The following is a 16,645-nucleotide window of genomic DNA, read 5'->3' as shown; positions in this document are numbered from 1 at the left end:
CAGGGTGGCAGAGGCCGCGGGCGCGGCCCCGCCTCGTGAAATTCAGTGGCATTCAAATTCAGTGGCATTCGGAGTGGAGAGCGGCGATGGCGGGAAGTGTCAACAAGGTCATTCTGGTTGGAAATCTCGGCAAGGATCCTGAAATCCGCCGCACCCAGGACGGGCGGCCGATCGCCAATCTGAGCGTCGCCACCTCGGAGACGTGGCGCGACAAGGCGACCGGCGAGCGCAAGGAAAAGACCGAGTGGCACCGCGTCGTGATCTTCAATGAAGGGCTCTGCAAGGTCGCCGAGCAGTATCTGAAGAAGGGCGCCAAGATTTACGTCGAGGGTGCGCTCCAGACCCGCAAATGGACCGACCAGAGCGGCGTCGAGAAGTACTCGACCGAGGTCGTGCTGCAGGGCTTCAACTCGACGCTGACAATGCTGGACGGTCGCAGCGGCGGCGGAGGAGCCGGCAGCTTCGGCGACGAGCCGGGCGGCGATTTCGGCTCATCGGGTCCGGTCAGCAGCGCGCCGCGCCGCCCCGTTGCCGCCGGCGGCGGTGGCCGCAACAACGACATGGACGACGATATCCCGTTCTGAGCGATCCCGTTCGAAGAACGCGGCGTATCGCACGATGTCGACGTGCCGGCCGGATGGGGCGGCGCTTCTCGTGTCGTGCCAGCAAATCTCGCTAATCGGCAGGACGGGCTCGGGATTTCCGGGCCCGCTTCATGTTTGGGTTGAGCTCGGATTGCGTCTCGGCAAGCGCGCTGACGGGCACGTTCGCCGCACGGTTTTCCAGGTGTTCCAGGCGATTTCGCAAGGTCGATGTGGCGGCTATCCGAGACATGGCTCGCAAGGGCTTAAGTTATTGGAAAAATAGGCGGAAAAAGCGCTTGCCCAAGCCTCGCAAGGGTGGTTATCCGAGCCTCGATGCGCTATATGATTCCCAGATAAAACCTCACCGGATTTCCCCTTGGCTGACGACGACGACAAGCCCGGCGACCAGCCGGCGCAACCCTCGGATATTCGCCCCGTCTCCATCTTCGAGGAGATGAAGAAGTCCTATCTCGATTACGCCATGAGCGTGATCGTGGCGCGGGCGCTGCCTGACGCCCGCGACGGCCTCAAGCCGGTGCATCGCCGCATCCTGTACTCGATGAACGAGCAGGGGCACACGCCCGACAAGAAGTACGTCAAGTCCGCCCGCGTGGTCGGCGACGTCATCGGTAAATATCATCCGCATGGCGACCAGTCGATCTACGACGCCATGGTCCGGATGGCGCAGAACTTCTCCATGCGCGTGCCGTTGATCGACGGCCAAGGCAATTTCGGCTCGGTCGACGGCGATCCCCCGGCTGCCTATCGTTACACGGAAGCCCGGTTGACGAAGGTGGCGCTGGCTCTGCTGGCAGATATCGACAAGGACACCGTCGACTTCCAGCCGAACTACGACAACAACGAGACCGAGCCGTCGGTCCTGCCGGCCAAGTTCCCGAACTTGCTCGTCAACGGCGCCGGCGGCATCGCGGTCGGCATGGCCACCAACATCCCGCCGCACAATCTCGGCGAGGTCATCGACGCCTGCGTCGCGTTGATCGACAACCCCGCGCTCACCATCGACGAGCTCATCAACATCGTGCCGGGACCGGATTTCCCGACCGGCGGCGTCATCCTCGGACGGCAGGGCATCCGCGCCGCCTATCACCTCGGCCGCGGCTCGGTCATGATGCGCGGCAAGGTCGCGATCGAGACCATCCGCAAGGAGCGCGAGGCGATCATCATCACCGAGATTCCCTACCAGGTGAACAAGGCGACGATGGTCGAGCGCATCGCCGAGCTGGTGAAGGAAAAGAAGATCGAGGGCATCGGCGACCTGCGCGATGAATCGGATCGCGACGGCTACCGCGTCGTCATCGAATTGAAGCGCGACGCCGTGCCGGATGTAGTGCTGAATCAGCTGTACAGGTTCACCCCGCTGCAGACGAGCTTCGGCGTCAACATGGTTGCGCTCGACAGCGGCCGTCCGCGGATCATGCATCTGAAGGACCTGCTGGCGATCTTCGTCGACTTCCGTGAGCGGGTCGTCACGCGGCGCACCAAGTTCCTGCTCGCCAAGGCGCGCGATCGCGCCCATATCCTGGTCGGTCTGGCGATCGCGGTCGCCAATATCGACGAAATGATCCGCGTGATCCGGACCTCGCCCGACCCGACCACCGCCCGCGACACCCTGATGTCACGCGACTGGCCGGCCCGGGACGTCGAGGACATGCTGACGCTGATCGACGATCCGCGCCACCGCATCAGTGAGAACGGCACGATCCGCCTGTCGATGGAGCAGGCGAGGGCCATTCTCGACCTGCGCCTGCAGCGCCTCACCGCACTCGGCCGTGACGAAATCCGCGAGGAGCTCGACAAGCTCGCCGGTGAGATCGCCGACTATCTCGACATCCTGCGCTCGCGCGACCGCGTGCTGGGCATCATCAAGACCGAGCTCGCCGAAGTGAAGGCCGAGTTCGCCACCCCGCGCCGCACCGTCATCATCGAGCAGGAAGGCGAGGTCGAGGACGAGGACCTGATCCAGCGCGAGGACATGGTCGTCACCGTCTCCCACGCCGGCTACGTCAAGCGCGTGCCGCTGTCGGCCTATCGCGCGCAGCGCCGCGGCGGCAAGGGCCGCGCCGGCATGCAGACCCGCGACGAGGATTTCGTCAGCCGACTGTTCGTGGCCTCCACGCACACGCCGATGCTGTTCTTCTCCTCGCGCGGCCAAGTCTACAAGATAAAGGTCTGGCGCCTGCCGATGGCCGCGCCGAATGCGCGCGGCAAGGCGCTGATCAACATCCTGCCGCTGGAGCAGGGCGAGCGCATCACCACTATCATGCCGCTGCCGGAGGACGAGTCCACCTGGGGCAACCTCGACGTGATGTTCGCCACGACAGGCGGCAACGTGCGGCGCAACAAGCTGTCCGATTTCGTCGACGTCCGCCGCTCCGGCATCATCGCAATGAAGCTCGACGAAAATGAAGCGATCGTCGACGTGCAGATCTGCACCGAACACGACGACGTGCTTTTGACCGGCGCCGGCGGCCAGTGCATCCGTTTCCCCGTCACTGACGTGCGCGTGTTCACCGGGCGTACCTCGATGGGCGTGCGCGGCATTGCGCTTGGCGAGGGCGACAAGGTGATCTCGCTGGCGATTCTGCGCCATGTCGAGACCTCATCGGACGAGCGCACGGCGTACCTGAAGATGCGCCGTGCAGTCGTCGGCGAAGCCGCGACTGAGGAAGCAGCAGTGGATGCCGAGGCCGAGGAGACCTCGGGCAGCTACCAGCTCGCCCAGGAGCGCTATGTTGACCTGTCGGCCGCCGAGCAGGTCGTGCTGACCGTCTCCGTCAACGGCTACGGCAAGCGGACCTCGTCCTACGAGTATCGCACCACGGGCCGCGGCGGCAAAGGCATCGTCGCCATGAGCGTCAACAACCGCAACGGCAACCTCGTGGCCTCCTTCCCGGTGGAAGAGGCCGACCAGATCATGCTGGTCACCGACAAGGGCCAGCTGATCCGCTGCCCGGTCGAAGGCATCCGCGTCGCCGGCCGCTCGACCCAAGGCGTGATCGTGTTCGACACCGCCGAGGACGAGCACGTCGTCTCGGTGGAGCACATCACGGAAGAGGCCGAGAGCGGGAATGGGGCGAATGGGGAGTCAAACGGGGAGTGATGCGCCACCCCTCGTAGGCTCGGATGGAGCGAAGCGAAATTCGGGCTACGAACCGCCCTATATCTCCAGCTCCGTCCCGAACTCCACCACCTGCTTGGTCGGCACGCCGAAAAACGCGGCGGAGCGTTCCGCGTTGCGCTGGAGGAAGGCGAACAGGCTTTCGCGCCAGACCCACATGCCCGGGATGTCCTCACTCGGGATGATGGTCTCGCGCCCGACATAATAGGTGATGTCGGAGAGGTCGATGCCCGACAGCTTGCCGTGGCGGCAGGCGAGGGTCAGTCCTTCGTAGATCGTCGGGTTCTGCATGAAGCCGTAATGCAGGATGACGCGGGTGATGCCGGGGATGATCTCGATCACCTCGGTACGGTCCTCGTCAGTGATATGCGGAAGCTCCTCGATCAGCACGGTGACGAGGACGATGCGCTCGTGCAGCACGTGGTTGTGCTTGACGAACTGGGTCAGCGCCAGCGGTACACCGCGCGGCGCCGACGCCAGGAACACAGCCGTCCCGGGCAGTCGGGCGCTGCATTTGTTGACCGCCGTCTCGATCAGATCCTCCTCGGGCTGGCGCAGTTTTCCGCGCGCGGCCTCGACCAGCTTCACGCCGGCGCGCCACGTCAGCATCAGAAAGGCGACGAGGGCCGCGAGCAGCAGCGGAAACCAGCCGCCTTCGAACAGCTTGATTGAGTTGGCCGAGAAGAAGATCAGGTCGATCACGAAGAAGAAGCCGTTCACGGGCAGCACCAGCCACGGCGAATAGCCCCACTGGATCGCGACCAGGGCGGCGAGCAGCGTGGTGATCGCCATCAGGAGCGACACCGCGATGCCATAGGCGCCGGCGAGCGCCTCCGAGGTGCCGAAGCTCAGGACCGCGCCCAGCGTTGCGGCGGCGAGCAGCCAGTTCACCAGGGGCACGTAGATCTGGCCGATCGCGTCACTCGTGGTGTGGCGAATCTGCATGCGCGGAAGGAAGCCGAGCTGGATCGACTGCTGGGTCAGCGAGAACACGCCGGAGATGATCGCCTGCGAGGCGATCACGGTCGCAACCGCCGAGAACGCCACCAGCGGATAGTGCAGGGCGTCGGGGCAGAGCTGGAAGAACGGATTTTCGATCATCGTGGGGTCGGTGATCAAGAGCGCGGCCTGGCCGAAATAGTTCAGCACCAGCGCGGGCAGGCAGATCGCGAACCAGGCCAGCCGGATCGGCAGGCGGCCGAAATGCCCCATGTCGGCATACATGGCCTCGCCGCCGGTCACCGCGAGGAAGGCCGCGCCGAGGATCGCGAAGGAGACATGGAAATCCTGGTGGATCAGGAATTCGAACGCATAGAGCGGGCTGAGCGCCGCCAGCACCGCCGGCGCCTTGACGATGCCGTGGATGCCGAGCGCGGCCAGCACGAAGAACCAGGCCAGCATCACCGGTCCGAAGATGCGGCCAATGAAGCCGGTGCCCTGCTTCTGCATTATGAACAGGCCAACCAGAATGACGATGGTGACGGGCACCACGACGGGCGCCAGCGAGGGGGCGTCGACCTTGAGGCCCTCGATGGCGCTGAGCACTGAGATCGCGGGCGTGATCGCGCCGTCGCCGTAGAGCAGCGCAGCGCCGACGAGGCCGACGACCAGCAGATGGGCGCGCCAGGTGCCGGGTTGGGCGTTGCGCGCGTGCAGCAGCGCCAGCAGCGCGACGATGCCGCCTTCGCCGCGGTTGTCCGCACGCAGGATCAGCAGCGCATATTTCAGCGAGATGATGAGCAGCAGCGCCCAGAGGATCAGCGAGGCAACGCCCAGAACAGCATCGTTGGTCACTGCGCCGCCGTGGGCGGCGGCCTTGGCGGCTTCCTTCAGGGCGTAGAGGGGACTGGTGCCGATGTCGCCATAGACCACCCCGAGGGCCCCCATGGTCATGGCGATCGGCACAGGGTCAGGATGATGGCCGGAGGCGACTGCGGGCGTACTGGACAAGATCGACCCCCGATGGGATCGCGCCCGTCGGACCATTCCGACGGGCGCGAGCATCAGGCAGTCTGCGACGGGATGTCGCAAATATCCATCTTCATTATCTTGGGCTTTATATCGGGGTTTGTGACGCGAAGCTGACAGACCCGACTACGGGGTACGGTCGGCGGTCACGAGGCGAGCCTCGCGGATGTTGGCTTTGGTACCGACCTGGCGGAGGCAGGAGGCCTCGAAATTCGGCCAGGCCTGCTGCGAGCAGTCCTTGCCGATGGCGCGGATATCGAGCCGGTCGCTCTTGGCGAGCGGCTGCGGCACGCTGGCCTCGACGGTCGGGGCGAAGCCGGGCAGGAGGGTGAGAGCGGCAGCGACACACGCAGAGATGGCGATCGCTGAAAGAGCCTTGATCATTGACAGTCCCCTGTGCTGTGGCCGCTACGCCCAGTGTGCGGCCCGTCATTTCGTTGGCTGGATTGGTAACCATGACCAGTTTCCGGACGTCTTCGCGGCTGTGGGAAATGGTTTCGTTCGCGCGTCCTTTGGTTTCGTGGCCGCCCTCAGGACGAAACAAACCGGCCATCGTCGACATGGCCGGAGGGACATTTTGCGGAAAATGGGCAGGAAATGGCCAGGGAACCCGCCCGGCTTGCCGGCCCGGGCCGGGCGCGGTAGGACGTGACCATGCCGCGCATTGCCTACTACCCAGGTTCCTTCGACCCCATCACCAACGGCCATCTGGACGTGGTCCGGCACAGCGTGTCGCTGTGCGACAGGCTCGTTGTCGCAATCGGGGTGCATCCCGGCAAGAAGCCGCTGTTCTCGACCGAGGAGCGGCTCAAGATGCTCCATGACGTCTGCGGGCCGGTGGCGGCCCAGGCCGGCTGCGTGCTCGAGGCTGTGACGTTTGACGATCTGTCGGTGGTCTCGGCGCGCAAGCACGGTGCGACCATCATGATTCGGGGCCTGCGCGACGGCACCGACCTCGACTACGAGATGCAGCTCGCCGGCATGAACGGGGCCATGGCGCCCGAGGTGCATACGGTCTTCCTGCCGGCCTCTCCGATGGTCCGCCCGATCACCGCCACTTTGGTGCGCCAGATCGCCGCCATGGGTGGGGACGTCTCGGCCTTCGTCCCGCCGCTGGTTGCGGCACAGCTCAAGGCAAAATTCGCCTGATAACGGCGCGTTCCTCTCTCATCTCTGATCCGGAGTTATCATGATCCGAATTCTCGCTGTTCTTGCCGCGGTTCTGTTCGCGGTGCCGGCCTTCGCGCAAGCCTTGCCGGCGGGCCTCGACAAGGCCAACGCCATCGTCATCGACACCACCAAGGGCCGCATCGTCATCAAGCTGCGGACGGATCTGGCGCCCCAGCACGCCGAGCGCATCAAGCAGCTCGCGCGCGAGGGCTATTACAACAACGTGCCGTTCCACCGCGTCATGGACGGCTTCATGGCGCAGACCGGCGACGGCGAGAAATTCAACGGCACCGGCGGCTCGAAATATCCGAATCTGAAACAGGAATTCTCCAAGGTGCATTTTGCCCGCGGCATCGTCGGGATGGCGCGGCGTGGCGACAGCGTCGACACTGCCAACTCGCAGTTCTTCATCATGTTCGCGGACGGCGGCAGCCTCGACAACCAGTACACAGTGATCGGCGAGGTCGTGCAGGGCATGGACGTCGTCGACAAGCTGAAGAAGGCGCCTCCCGGATCAAGCGGCGGCACCGTCACCGACCCCGACAAGATGGTGAAGGTGCAGGTCGCTTCCGACATCAAGTAGGAGAGACGATGGCGCGCTGCGCTGGCAAGCTCCTGCTGGTTGCCGCGGTGCTGCTGCTCGGCGTCTCCGGAGCGGCCGCCGGGGACGCCGAGGTCAACACCATCCAGGACATCTTCCGGCATCTGCGCACCTGCTGGAAGCCGCCGCCTGCCGCCAGGGCCCGTCCCATCGACATCACCGTCGTCGTGAGCTTTAACCGGGCTGGAAACATTCTGGGCCATCCGAGGATTACCTATGAATCCGCGGAGGCCTCCGACGATGACCGGCTGCAATACCGGGTCGCGGTGATGGAGGCATTGCAACGCTGCACGCCGATGCCATTTACCGACGCGATGGCCGGCGCCGCTGCGGGGCGTCCATTCGCGATCCAGTTTCGCAACCGGAAGACTTCACCCCCAACCCAAGAGAGACGAGCATGAGTGCCACCGAAAACACCCTGATCCTCGAGACCACCCAGGGCCCCGTCACCATCGAGATGCGGCCTGATCTGGCGCCCGGCCACGTCGCGCGCATCAAGGAGCTCGTGCGCGAGGGCTTCTACGACGGCATCGTGTTCCATCGCGTGATCGACGGCTTCATGGCGCAGACCGGCTGCCCGCAGGGCACCGGCACCGGCGGCTCCGGCCAGAAGCTGAAGGCCGAGTTCAGCAAGGAGCCGCATGTGCGCGGCGTCACCTCGATGGCCCGTGCAGCGAGCCCCGACTCCGGCGACAGCCAGTTCTTCATCGTGTTCGACGACGCCCGCTTTCTCGACAACCAGTACACGGTGTGGGGCAAGGTCACCGAGGGCATGGATAACGTCGACAAGATCAAGCGCGGCGAGCCCGTGCAGAACCCCGACAAGATCGTCAAGGCGCGGATGGCGGCTGACGCGGCGTAGGCGTTTCCCCTTATGGTGAGGAGGCGCGTAGCGCCGTCTCGAACCATGAAGGCCAAGCTGCAGCAGCGGGGCCTTCATCCTTCGAGACGCGCGTTCCGCGCTCCTCAGGATGACTATGTGGCGCTGAGCCCGATATGCGCACCGATCTCTTCGATTTCGACCTGCCCGCCGAGCGCATCGCATTGCGCCCGGCGATCCCGCGCGACTCCGCGAAGATGCTGGTTGTCGATCACGGCACGCTGCGCGACCAGGTCATCGCCGACCTGCCGCAATGGCTGAAGCCGGGCGACCAGCTCATTGTCAACGACACCAAGGTGATCGCGGCGCAATTGAAGGGCCGCCGCATCGGCCGCGAGACCGAGCCGAAGATCGAGGCGACGCTGATCAAGCGCGTCGACGGTTCGCGCTGGCAGGCACTGGTGAAGCCCGCCAAGAAACTCACTCCCGGCGACCGCATTCGCTTCGGCAATGAGGGCAAGGTCTGCCTGCTCGGCCATCTCGACGCCGAAGTCGAGGCCAAGGGCAGCGAAGGCGAGGTGACGCTGTCATTCTCGTTCCACGGCCCGATACTGGATCAGGCCATCGCCGATCTCGGCAGCCCGCCGCTGCCGCCCTACATCGCCTCCAAACGCACGCCGGATGATCAGGACCTCGCCGACTACCAGACCATGTTCGCGGCGAATGAAGGTGCCGTTGCCGCGCCGACAGCAGGCCTGCATTTCACGCCGGCGCTGGAGCAGGCGCTGCACGCGCGCGGCGTCGGCATCAACCGCGTCACGCTGCATGTCGGGGCAGGGACGTTCCTGCCGGTGAAGGTGGACGACACCGAAGGCCACAAGATGCATGCCGAGTGGGGCACGATCTCGGCCGAGACGGCGGAAAAGCTCAACACCGCGCGGAGCAATGGCGGCCGTATCGTCGCGGTCGGCACCACGTCATTGCGGCTGCTTGAAAGCGCAGCCAGCGAGGACGGCACCATTCAGCCGTTCGCCGCCGAGACGTCGATCTTCATCACCCCCGGCTATCGCTTCCGCGCCGTCGATATCATGCTGACCAATTTCCATCTGCCGAGGTCGACGCTGTTCATGCTGGTGTCGGCCTTCTCGGGGCTTGAGGCGATGCAGCAGGCCTATGCGCATGCGATCGCGAATGGCTACCGGTTCTATTCGTATGGCGATGGGTGTTTGTTGTTTCGGGCAGAACCGTAAGGTGGGCAAAGGCGCGTAGCGCCGTGCCCACCCGACGTACCCGTTACGCCATCACGCGCAGCGGCAACAGCTCCGCGATCTGCACCGCGTTCAACGCGGCGCCCTTGAGCAGTTGATCCGCCGCCACGAACATCGAGATCGAATGCCCGCTGGGATCGCTGAGATCCTTGCGGATGCGGCCGACCAGGACGTCGTCCTGGCCCGAGGCGTCGATCGGCATCGGGAAGTAGTTCTTCACGCGGTCGTCGACCAGCTTCACGCCGGGCGCCTGCGCCATGATGGCGCGGACCTGGTCTTCGCTGATCGGCTTCTCGCATTCGAAGGTGATGGCCTCGCAATGAGCCCGCAGCACCGGCACGCGCACGCAGGTGACGCCGATCGCGATCTTGTCGTCCTCGAAGATCTTGCGGGTTTCCTTGATGACCTTGGTCTCTTCGTCGTTGTAGCCGGTGTCAGGATCGATCGCCGTGTTGTGGTTGAAGAGGTTGAAGGCGTAGGGATGCGGCATCACCTTGGGCGCGTAGGCCTGCCCGTTGAGATTGGCGCGGGTGGACTCGACGAGCTCCTCCATCGCGGCGGCACCGGCGCCGCTTGCCGCCTGGTAGGTCGAGATGATCACGCGCTTGATGCGGTTGCTCTGGTGGATCGGCCACAGCGGCACCAGCGCGGTGATTGCGGCACAGTTCGGGTTGGCGATGATGCCCTTGTGGTCGCGGATGCGGTTGCCGTTGACCTCCGGAATCACCAGCGGCACGTTCGGGTCCATGCGGAAGGCGGAGGAGTTGTCGACCACGACGGCGCCTGCCTTGACAGCGATGGGAGCGAACTTCTTCGAGATGCTGCCGCCGGCGGAAAACAGCGCGATGTCGACGCCTTCGAAGGCGCGCTCGGACAGCTCCTCGATGAGGATTTTTTGCCCGCGGAACGACACCGTCTTGCCGGCCGAGCGGGCGCTTGCGAGCGCCTTGAGCTTGCCGACGCGAAAGCCGCGCTTGTCCATGGTAGCGATGAATTCGGCGCCCACCGCACCGGTGACGCCGACAATCGCGACGACGGGATCGTTACTCACTTTGTCCTCCATTGAATTGAGAATTGAGACAACAAAAAAGCCCCGGACCAACGAGGGCGGGGCTTCGGTAGAGTGGATTGCGTTCTAGTCGACGACTACACGCGCACGCCTCCCCGGGCCCCGAAGGCCGTGGTGGTTTTAGTCGTGCGTTTGGTGGTCGTGAACATGGCGGCGACTTATGGGGGAGAGTCTTGCGGTCGTCAATGGTTTTTCGGCGGGATTGGGGCCGCCGCTATCTCGTCCGGGCGCCCGGCGGTTCGAGGATGACCTCCTTGAGGTTGTCGCCACTGATGACGACGATCGCAAAATTCAGCCGGCCGCCTTCGCGCACCAGCCCCCCGCTGATTGCCTTGCCGGAGGCCGCACGTTCGGCGACGTGCACGGCATCCGCAAGGCGGTGCTTGATGGCACCGAGCGCTGCGAGGTTGCTGCGGTCGTCGAGATCGAGCTCGGCGAGGGGGAGGGCAGCTTCGCCGCCGACGAGCTCGCCGGTCGCGGCATTGATGGTGTGGCGCCAGATCCGGTCGTTGTGCAGGGTCTTCACCCGGTAGACCGGCACGCCGGAGGCTCCGTCGAAGCTCACATCCGCCGTGGTGGCACCGGCGTGGCGGGATTCCGCAATCGCCATGGCCTGGCTGATCGAGATCGACGAGCTGCGGAAGCGCTCGATCTCGCGGCTGACCGCTTGGCGATCGGCCTCACCATCTGTCTCGCCGTGAAGCGCGGTCGGCGTGCCCGTGCTCACGATCGCCCGCGCCGGCGCTGCAAGGAGCACTGCGGACAGGGCGATCGCAAGCAATCCCGAGGTCCATGGTTTGGCTGTCGTCATGCTCGAAACCCTCGGCCAGCGAGTGTGCCGGATGATCGTAAAGAATTTGCGGCCGACCTTGGGCATCGGTCGGCCGCTGAGCGTCGTGACGGGCTGTACCCGCCGCGGCGATCGAAGCGGTGCGGATCTCTTTGGGGCTGGTGAAAAAGCGATCCGCATCGCTCTATAATTAAACCATACCGTATCGTTTTGTTTTGGTCAACGGCGCGGGCGCGGGTCCACTCGGAAAAAATCGCAACCTCACGGAATTGTCAGCGGGACGGACGCCGCCGCTGCGTGCTCTTGGCGGCGCTCTGGACGCGGTCCGCCGGTCCGAGCGCACCGGCCAAAAACAGCTTGATCGCAGCGCGCATTCGTTTTTCCGCGACTTTCATCTCCGGCGGCGTTCCAAACGTCGCCAGGCGATGATTGTGACCGACGACGACGTCGAGGAACACCTCGGCCGCGATGGTGGTGTCGTCGACGTCGAGCGCACTTTGCGCCATCAGATGGTCGAAGAAGCGCGCCGTGGTGGCGACGGCCTTGAGCCAGCCTTCCTCTTTGCCGAGCTTGGCGACATCGGGAAAGTTGATGGCCTGTGACGTCATCATGCGGCTGAAGGCAACGGCATCGGGACCGCAGGTGAATGTCAGCATCTCGCGCCCGATCGCGACCAGCCGCTGCTCGACCGAAATGTCCGAGGCGCTGCTGATCTGCGTTTCGGCGGCTGCCGACAGTGGCGCAAGCCAGCGCGCGATTTCGCGCCTCAGCACGGCCGCGAACAGGCCGCGCTTGTCGCCGTAACGGGAATAAACCGTGGGTTTGCTGACGCGTGCTGCTTCCGCGACCGCATCGAGCGAGGTCGCGTCAAAGCCGCGATCCAGGAACAGGCGGGTGGCGACCTCAATCAACCGTTGATCCCGCTCGATCGCGGCGCTTTTGGTCGGCCGGCCGCCACGCGATTTCGGCACCTCGCGCCGGGGCGCCGCCGGTCTTGTCTTGGTCGCAGTCAATCCCATGCCCGATGATTCCTGCGCGTTCCTGACGTCGATCATTGCTCTATAACGCGCAGCAGCCGGGGCGTCATCGCCAATCTGGCCGAATTGGTCGTATCGTCAACGGTCTCGGTAAGACCTCGTTCCTCCGTGAGGGCCTCACGGAAGCGTCGAAGTCCAGGCCTGGCCGGCCGCCGCCTTCTCATATCCGTACTGATACAGCGCCCGCATATAGGCGGTGTCGAACCCTTCCGAGACCGGCGCGGGATAGTCGCGCGCGATGTAGGAGAGATGGAAACCCAGGCGGTTGCGCTTGGCGAAATCATAGGTCGAGAAGATGATCGAACGGGTCTGGGACTGGGTGATCGACGACAGGCTGCGTGAGGCGACGTCGATGGTGCTGTTGGAGACGAGTTCGAAGTTGCGTTCGATCTTCTTGTTGACGAGGATGTAGATGTCCAATTTCGCGGTGCCGGGCAGGCGACTGCCCTGGAAAAGCAGGGCTTCCGGCAGCGTCAGCACCGGGGCCGTCACGCCGCCGTCGACATGCATCTCCTGAAACCTGCGGCCCTGGCCTTCCGCGTCGATCATGATCGGCGGAAACACCAGGGGGATGCTGGCGGAGGCCGCCATCACGTCGCGAAACAGCTTTAGCGCCTCGGGCGTGCCGACCGCTGCGATCTTGCCCATATCCCAGATGGCGGTGCGCTGGGTGTCGAGATCGGTCGTCACGATCAGCAGCCTGCGGCCCTTGGCGTTTTCGCGCGCGACCTGCGCCATGATCTCCGGCCCGACATAGCGGGCGACGAGCTCGCGCAGCCGCGTGTTGCCGAACAGCCCGGATCCGAACAGCACGCGCATGATGCTGGGATCGCTCAACAGGCTCTCCGCGATACCGCTGGTGTAGACCTCCTTCAGCGTCTCGTCATATTGCGAGCCGAGATACGCAAAGGGCGCAATCAGGCCGCCGGTGCTCACACCCGAGACGACCGAGAAGGCGGGACGGGTTCTGGCCGCGGTCCAGCCGTTGAGCACGCCGACGCCGTAGGCGCCATCGGCGCCGCCGCCAGACAGAGCCAGGTAGGACTTCGTCGCGGTGCCGGTGTCCTTCTCGAAGCTGAATTTCGCGATGGGTTCGTCGGCGTAGCGACGGAGGCCGTCGATATCGAGCACCCGCGAGGTGCTGGCTTCAGCGGCGGTATAGGGCGTGCGGGGCAGGGAGGTGCAGGCGCCGAGCGCCAGGCTGCACGTCAGGAATCCGATCAGGCGGGCGCCTGTCTGCCTCGTCCAGCCATGCGAACGGCCGGACATCTCACTCGAACTTGAAGGGAAGGGCATTGTCGGTGGCTGGCGATCACGCATCTACCGCCGCCGGCAACATCGCCGCGGCAGCTCGTCCAACCCCAGATAAAACTACACTGTATCGTTTTGTTTAACAAGGGAAGCGGGTGCAAATATCCGTGTCCGTTCTGTCCCAGTCTGATGCACAAGCCGGCGCAAGCAACGCTTGAGCGGGTTGATCGGCCTGCTCCGACACGCAATAAGCACCCTCATGAATCGTCCTGACACCGGTTTGCCCAATCATTTCGAACTGCTCGCCACCGATGGCGCCGCGCGCACCGGCCGCCTGACCACGCCGCACGGTGTGGTGCGCACGCCCGCGTTCATGCCGGTCGGCACCGCCGGCGCGATGAAGGGCATGCACTGGCGCGAGGTGCGTGAGGCCGGTGCCGACATCGTGCTCGGCAACACCTATCATCTGATGCTGCGTCCCGGCGCGGAGCGGATCGCGGCGCTGGGCGGCCTGCAGACATTCACCGGCTGGAACGGCCCGATGCTGACGGATTCCGGCGGCTTCCAGGTGATGTCGCTAGCGGATTTGCGCAAGGTCAGCGAGCACGCCGTCACATTCCGTTCGCATATCGACGGCGCCAAGGTCGAGTTGTCGCCGGAGCGCTCGATCGAGGTGCAGCGTTTGCTCGGCTCCGACATCGCCATGCAGATGGACGAATGCGTGCGGCTGCCGGCCGAGCGCGCCGACATCGACCGCGCGATGCAATTGTCGCTGCGCTGGGCCGAGCGGAGCAAGCGCGCCTTCGAGAGCGCGCCCGAGGGCTACATGCTGTTCGGCATCGTGCAGGGCGGCGACATACCGCAGCTTCGCCATGCCAGTGCGCAGGGCCTCATCGAGATCGGTTTCCACGGCTATGCGATCGGCGGCCTCGCCGTCGGCGAGCCTCAGGCCGTGATGCTGGCGATGATCGACGAGACCGCGCCGCTGCTGCCGAGGGAGCGGCCGCGCTATCTGATGGGCGTCGGTACACCGGACGACATGCTCCAGGCGGTCAAGCGCGGTATCGACATGTTCGATTGCGTGATGCCGACGCGCAATGGCCGGCATGGCGTTGCGTTCACACGCTTCGGCCAGGTGAATTTGCGCAACGCCCGCCATGCCGACGATCCGCGTCCGCTCGACGAAGAGAGCTCGTGGCCGTCGGCGCTCACCTACGCGCGCGCCTATTTGCACCACCTCGTCAAGTCGGGCGAGACGCTGGGTGCGATGCTGCTGTCCGAGATCAATGTCGCTTATTACCAGTTCCTGATGCAGGGCATCAGGGACGCGGTCGCACGGGGAACGTTCGAGGAATTCTATCAGCGTACGCGCGAGGACTGGGCGAGGGGCGACATCGCCCCGCGCTAGCTCGACTGCACAGGGTCAGTTGCACACGAAATGTTGCTTGACGGCGTGCTTGGTCACGAAGCCATAACCGCAATTGTCGCAGGTCCAGAGATAGCTGATCACGTGGTCCGACACATATGCTGAAGCTTCGGCTGCGACCATGGAGTCGGCGCAGACGGGACAGGTAGGCAACGCGCTACAACGCGGATAGCGGTGGTGTGTGACGGTCGACAACACTTCAGCGACTGCTGACATCGTGGTGACCTTCCTGCTTCGAGACGTAAGCCTAACATAAGCAGAATCAGTTGACGAGGTCGCAACACAAATGCGTTGGTTTTATAAAATTGCCGTCACTTCAATGGTTTCCCATGGAGAGTTTCCCATTTTTGTTCTTGGTTTCCCGATCTCGCAGCGCAAGCAAAAATAAGTGCGATGCAACATCACTTGACGCGGCGGATCGTCGCCCGCTTGGCCCGCTGTTTGGCCGTCGCCTTCTCCGTCTCCATCTCATTGATGCGGGCGACCACCTTGGATCGCAGCTTTGCCTGCTCTCCGTCGCTTGGCATAGTAATTTGCCATGGCATCCGACTTGTGCAGGGTGATGGTCTTGATGCCAGCAACGCCGAGATCGGTGTCGGCGGCTATGATCGCGGCGTTCTTGCGCAAGCCGTGCATGCTGATCGTCTTGGTGAAGCGCTTCGCCAGCCCGATCTTGATCAGGTGCCTCCGGATCGATTGGCTAAGCGAGTTGGCGGAGGACCATGGCTTGTCCCATTTGTTGACCAGAATGGTCGGTGACTCGCCGCGCTGCTTCTTTGCCCGCTTGATGGCATCGACCAGTACCTTCGGCAGCTCGCAAAATTCCAGCTCCTGATCGTCTCCCTTTTCGGGCGCAATCCAGATGCCCCATTTGATCTCATTGTTGATTTCGACCTGACCAAACTGCTCCCAGGCGACGCTCACACAATCGCCGCCGCGCTGGCCGAAATACTTCAACATTAGGTAGGTGAGGGTGAGGTAATCCGGCGCGGTCGCAATGAACTTGTCTTGCTGCTCATCGCTCCATGGCATGGCCGGATGGCGCGGCTTGGTATAGCGGCGCTCGGCATCGGTGAACGGGTTTGGGATGTTCTTGATGCCGAACTCCGGATACTTGCGGCATACCCGCCAGATCATCGAGAGCAGGGTGATGTGCAGGTCTGCACTTGCTGGCCCGCCTTGGCGAACCTTCTTCATCGTGCCCCGAACTTCGCGCTTCACCCAACGCGGGACTGATATTCCGGCGGAGTAGACGTCAACGACGTCGACATCAGCAAAGTCAGAAAGCAACGTCACGCCGATCTTGTCGCGCATGATGTCGAAGGCGCGGTCATAGATATAGCGGGAGGAGGGGCGAAGGTCGTTCATGTACTCCGGCGAGCCCTTGAACCTCTCAATGGCCTTGCCCACCGTGCCGCCGATGAAAGCAACCTGCTTCATTGTCGGCGGCTGCACCGGCTCCGCCTTTGACGTCTGCTCGGCGGCCTTGTCCCGCGTCTTGCGACAGCTGTCATGTAGGCTC

Annotated in this window: 17 protein-coding genes; 9 read left to right on the top strand and 8 right to left on the bottom strand. The window is 64.0% G+C overall.

Annotation, left to right across the window (positions count from 1 at the left end; genetic code table 11):
- The first annotated feature begins 86 nt into the window (after positions 1 to 86).
- Positions 87 to 584 (top strand): single-stranded DNA-binding protein, encoded by a 498-nt coding sequence (locus ACVWYI_RS21845; protein ID WP_247349121.1) that lies wholly within the window; start codon positions 87 to 89, stop codon positions 582 to 584.
- A 376-nt stretch (positions 585 to 960) separates the two neighbouring features.
- Positions 961 to 3,705, top strand: a complete 2,745-nt coding sequence (gyrA, locus tag ACVWYI_RS21840) for a DNA gyrase subunit A (RefSeq protein WP_456663172.1) — start codon at positions 961 to 963, stop codon at positions 3,703 to 3,705.
- A gap of 57 nt (positions 3,706 to 3,762) precedes the next feature.
- Here the strand turns inward: gyrA and ACVWYI_RS21835 are convergent, their stop codons facing one another.
- Positions 3,763 to 5,616, bottom strand: a complete 1,854-nt coding sequence (locus ACVWYI_RS21835) for a potassium transporter Kup (RefSeq protein ID WP_456664561.1) — start codon at positions 5,614 to 5,616, stop codon at positions 3,763 to 3,765.
- Positions 5,617 to 5,817: 201 nt separating this feature from the next.
- Entirely contained in the window at positions 5,818 to 6,075 is a 258-nt protein-coding gene (locus ACVWYI_RS21830; RefSeq protein WP_247343440.1) for a hypothetical protein, read from the bottom strand.
- 270 nt (positions 6,076 to 6,345) lie between these two features.
- Between ACVWYI_RS21830 and coaD the strand changes: the two genes are divergently transcribed.
- The 5 genes from coaD to queA all read left to right on the top strand — a co-directional run bounded on the left by coaD (position 6,346) and on the right by queA (position 9,532).
- The gene (gene coaD / locus ACVWYI_RS21825; protein ID WP_354047891.1) at positions 6,346 to 6,840 is read left to right on the top strand and encodes a pantetheine-phosphate adenylyltransferase; all 495 of its coding nucleotides are present in this window, start codon (positions 6,346 to 6,348) and stop codon (positions 6,838 to 6,840) included.
- 40 nt (positions 6,841 to 6,880) lie between these two features.
- Positions 6,881 to 7,444: a peptidylprolyl isomerase gene (locus ACVWYI_RS21820; protein ID WP_279663703.1), complete on the top strand. Its 564-nt coding sequence runs from the start codon at positions 6,881 to 6,883 to the stop codon at positions 7,442 to 7,444.
- An 8-nt stretch (positions 7,445 to 7,452) separates the two neighbouring features.
- Complete coding sequence (locus ACVWYI_RS21815) at positions 7,453 to 7,863, top strand: hypothetical protein (RefSeq protein WP_456663171.1); 411 nt, start codon at positions 7,453 to 7,455, stop codon at positions 7,861 to 7,863.
- A complete protein-coding gene (locus ACVWYI_RS21810; RefSeq protein WP_354047887.1) occupies positions 7,860 to 8,324 on the top strand; it encodes a peptidylprolyl isomerase in 465 nt (154 codons plus the stop codon). The genes ACVWYI_RS21815 and ACVWYI_RS21810 overlap by 4 nt, the downstream gene beginning before the upstream one ends.
- A gap of 134 nt (positions 8,325 to 8,458) precedes the next feature.
- The gene (gene queA / locus ACVWYI_RS21805) at positions 8,459 to 9,532 is read left to right on the top strand and encodes a tRNA preQ1(34) S-adenosylmethionine ribosyltransferase-isomerase QueA (protein WP_456663170.1); all 1,074 of its coding nucleotides are present in this window, start codon (positions 8,459 to 8,461) and stop codon (positions 9,530 to 9,532) included.
- 43 nt (positions 9,533 to 9,575) lie between these two features.
- On the opposite strand, the gene ACVWYI_RS21800 is transcribed toward queA, so the two are convergent.
- Together ACVWYI_RS21800 and ACVWYI_RS21795 are read right to left on the bottom strand one after the other, a co-directional pair.
- Entirely contained in the window at positions 9,576 to 10,613 is a 1,038-nt protein-coding gene (locus ACVWYI_RS21800) for an aspartate-semialdehyde dehydrogenase (RefSeq protein ID WP_456663169.1), read from the bottom strand.
- A gap of 220 nt (positions 10,614 to 10,833) precedes the next feature.
- Positions 10,834 to 11,430 carry a PepSY domain-containing protein gene (locus tag ACVWYI_RS21795; RefSeq protein ID WP_456663168.1) on the bottom strand — a complete coding sequence of 199 codons (597 nt, stop codon included), beginning with the start codon at positions 11,428 to 11,430 and terminating at the stop codon, positions 10,834 to 10,836.
- On the opposite strand from ACVWYI_RS21795, the gene ACVWYI_RS21790 reads away from it, so the two are divergent.
- Positions 11,429 to 11,599 carry a hypothetical protein gene (locus ACVWYI_RS21790; RefSeq protein ID WP_247446644.1) on the top strand — a complete coding sequence of 57 codons (171 nt, stop codon included), beginning with the start codon at positions 11,429 to 11,431 and terminating at the stop codon, positions 11,597 to 11,599. The two genes, ACVWYI_RS21795 and ACVWYI_RS21790, sit on opposite strands and share 2 nt — an antisense overlap.
- Positions 11,600 to 11,681: 82 nt before the next feature.
- Here ACVWYI_RS21790 and ACVWYI_RS21785 read toward each other — a convergent pair whose 3' ends face one another.
- Entirely contained in the window at positions 11,682 to 12,428 is a 747-nt protein-coding gene (locus ACVWYI_RS21785; protein ID WP_354047879.1) for a TetR/AcrR family transcriptional regulator, read from the bottom strand.
- A 135-nt stretch (positions 12,429 to 12,563) separates the two neighbouring features.
- On the bottom strand, positions 12,564 to 13,715 hold the full coding sequence (locus tag ACVWYI_RS21780; RefSeq protein ID WP_456663167.1) for a patatin-like phospholipase family protein: 1,152 nt from the start codon (positions 13,713 to 13,715) through the stop codon (positions 12,564 to 12,566).
- A gap of 241 nt (positions 13,716 to 13,956) precedes the next feature.
- On the opposite strand from ACVWYI_RS21780, the gene tgt reads away from it, so the two are divergent.
- Positions 13,957 to 15,105: a tRNA guanosine(34) transglycosylase Tgt gene (gene tgt, locus ACVWYI_RS21775; RefSeq protein ID WP_456663166.1), complete on the top strand. Its 1,149-nt coding sequence runs from the start codon at positions 13,957 to 13,959 to the stop codon at positions 15,103 to 15,105.
- Positions 15,106 to 15,120: 15 nt separating this feature from the next.
- On the opposite strand, the gene ACVWYI_RS21770 is transcribed toward tgt, so the two are convergent.
- Positions 15,121 to 15,339, bottom strand: a complete 219-nt coding sequence (locus ACVWYI_RS21770; RefSeq protein WP_354047873.1) for a hypothetical protein — start codon at positions 15,337 to 15,339, stop codon at positions 15,121 to 15,123.
- Between the two features lie 252 nt (positions 15,340 to 15,591).
- On the bottom strand, positions 15,592 to 16,437 hold the full coding sequence (locus ACVWYI_RS21765) for a hypothetical protein (protein WP_456663165.1): 846 nt from the start codon (positions 16,435 to 16,437) through the stop codon (positions 15,592 to 15,594).
- Between the last annotated feature and the right edge of the window lie 208 nt (positions 16,438 to 16,645).

The organism is Bradyrhizobium sp. LB13.1, assembly GCF_054056815.1.
The sequence above is the reverse complement of the archived record's forward strand: the minus strand, read 5'-3'. Positions and strand labels throughout refer to the sequence as shown.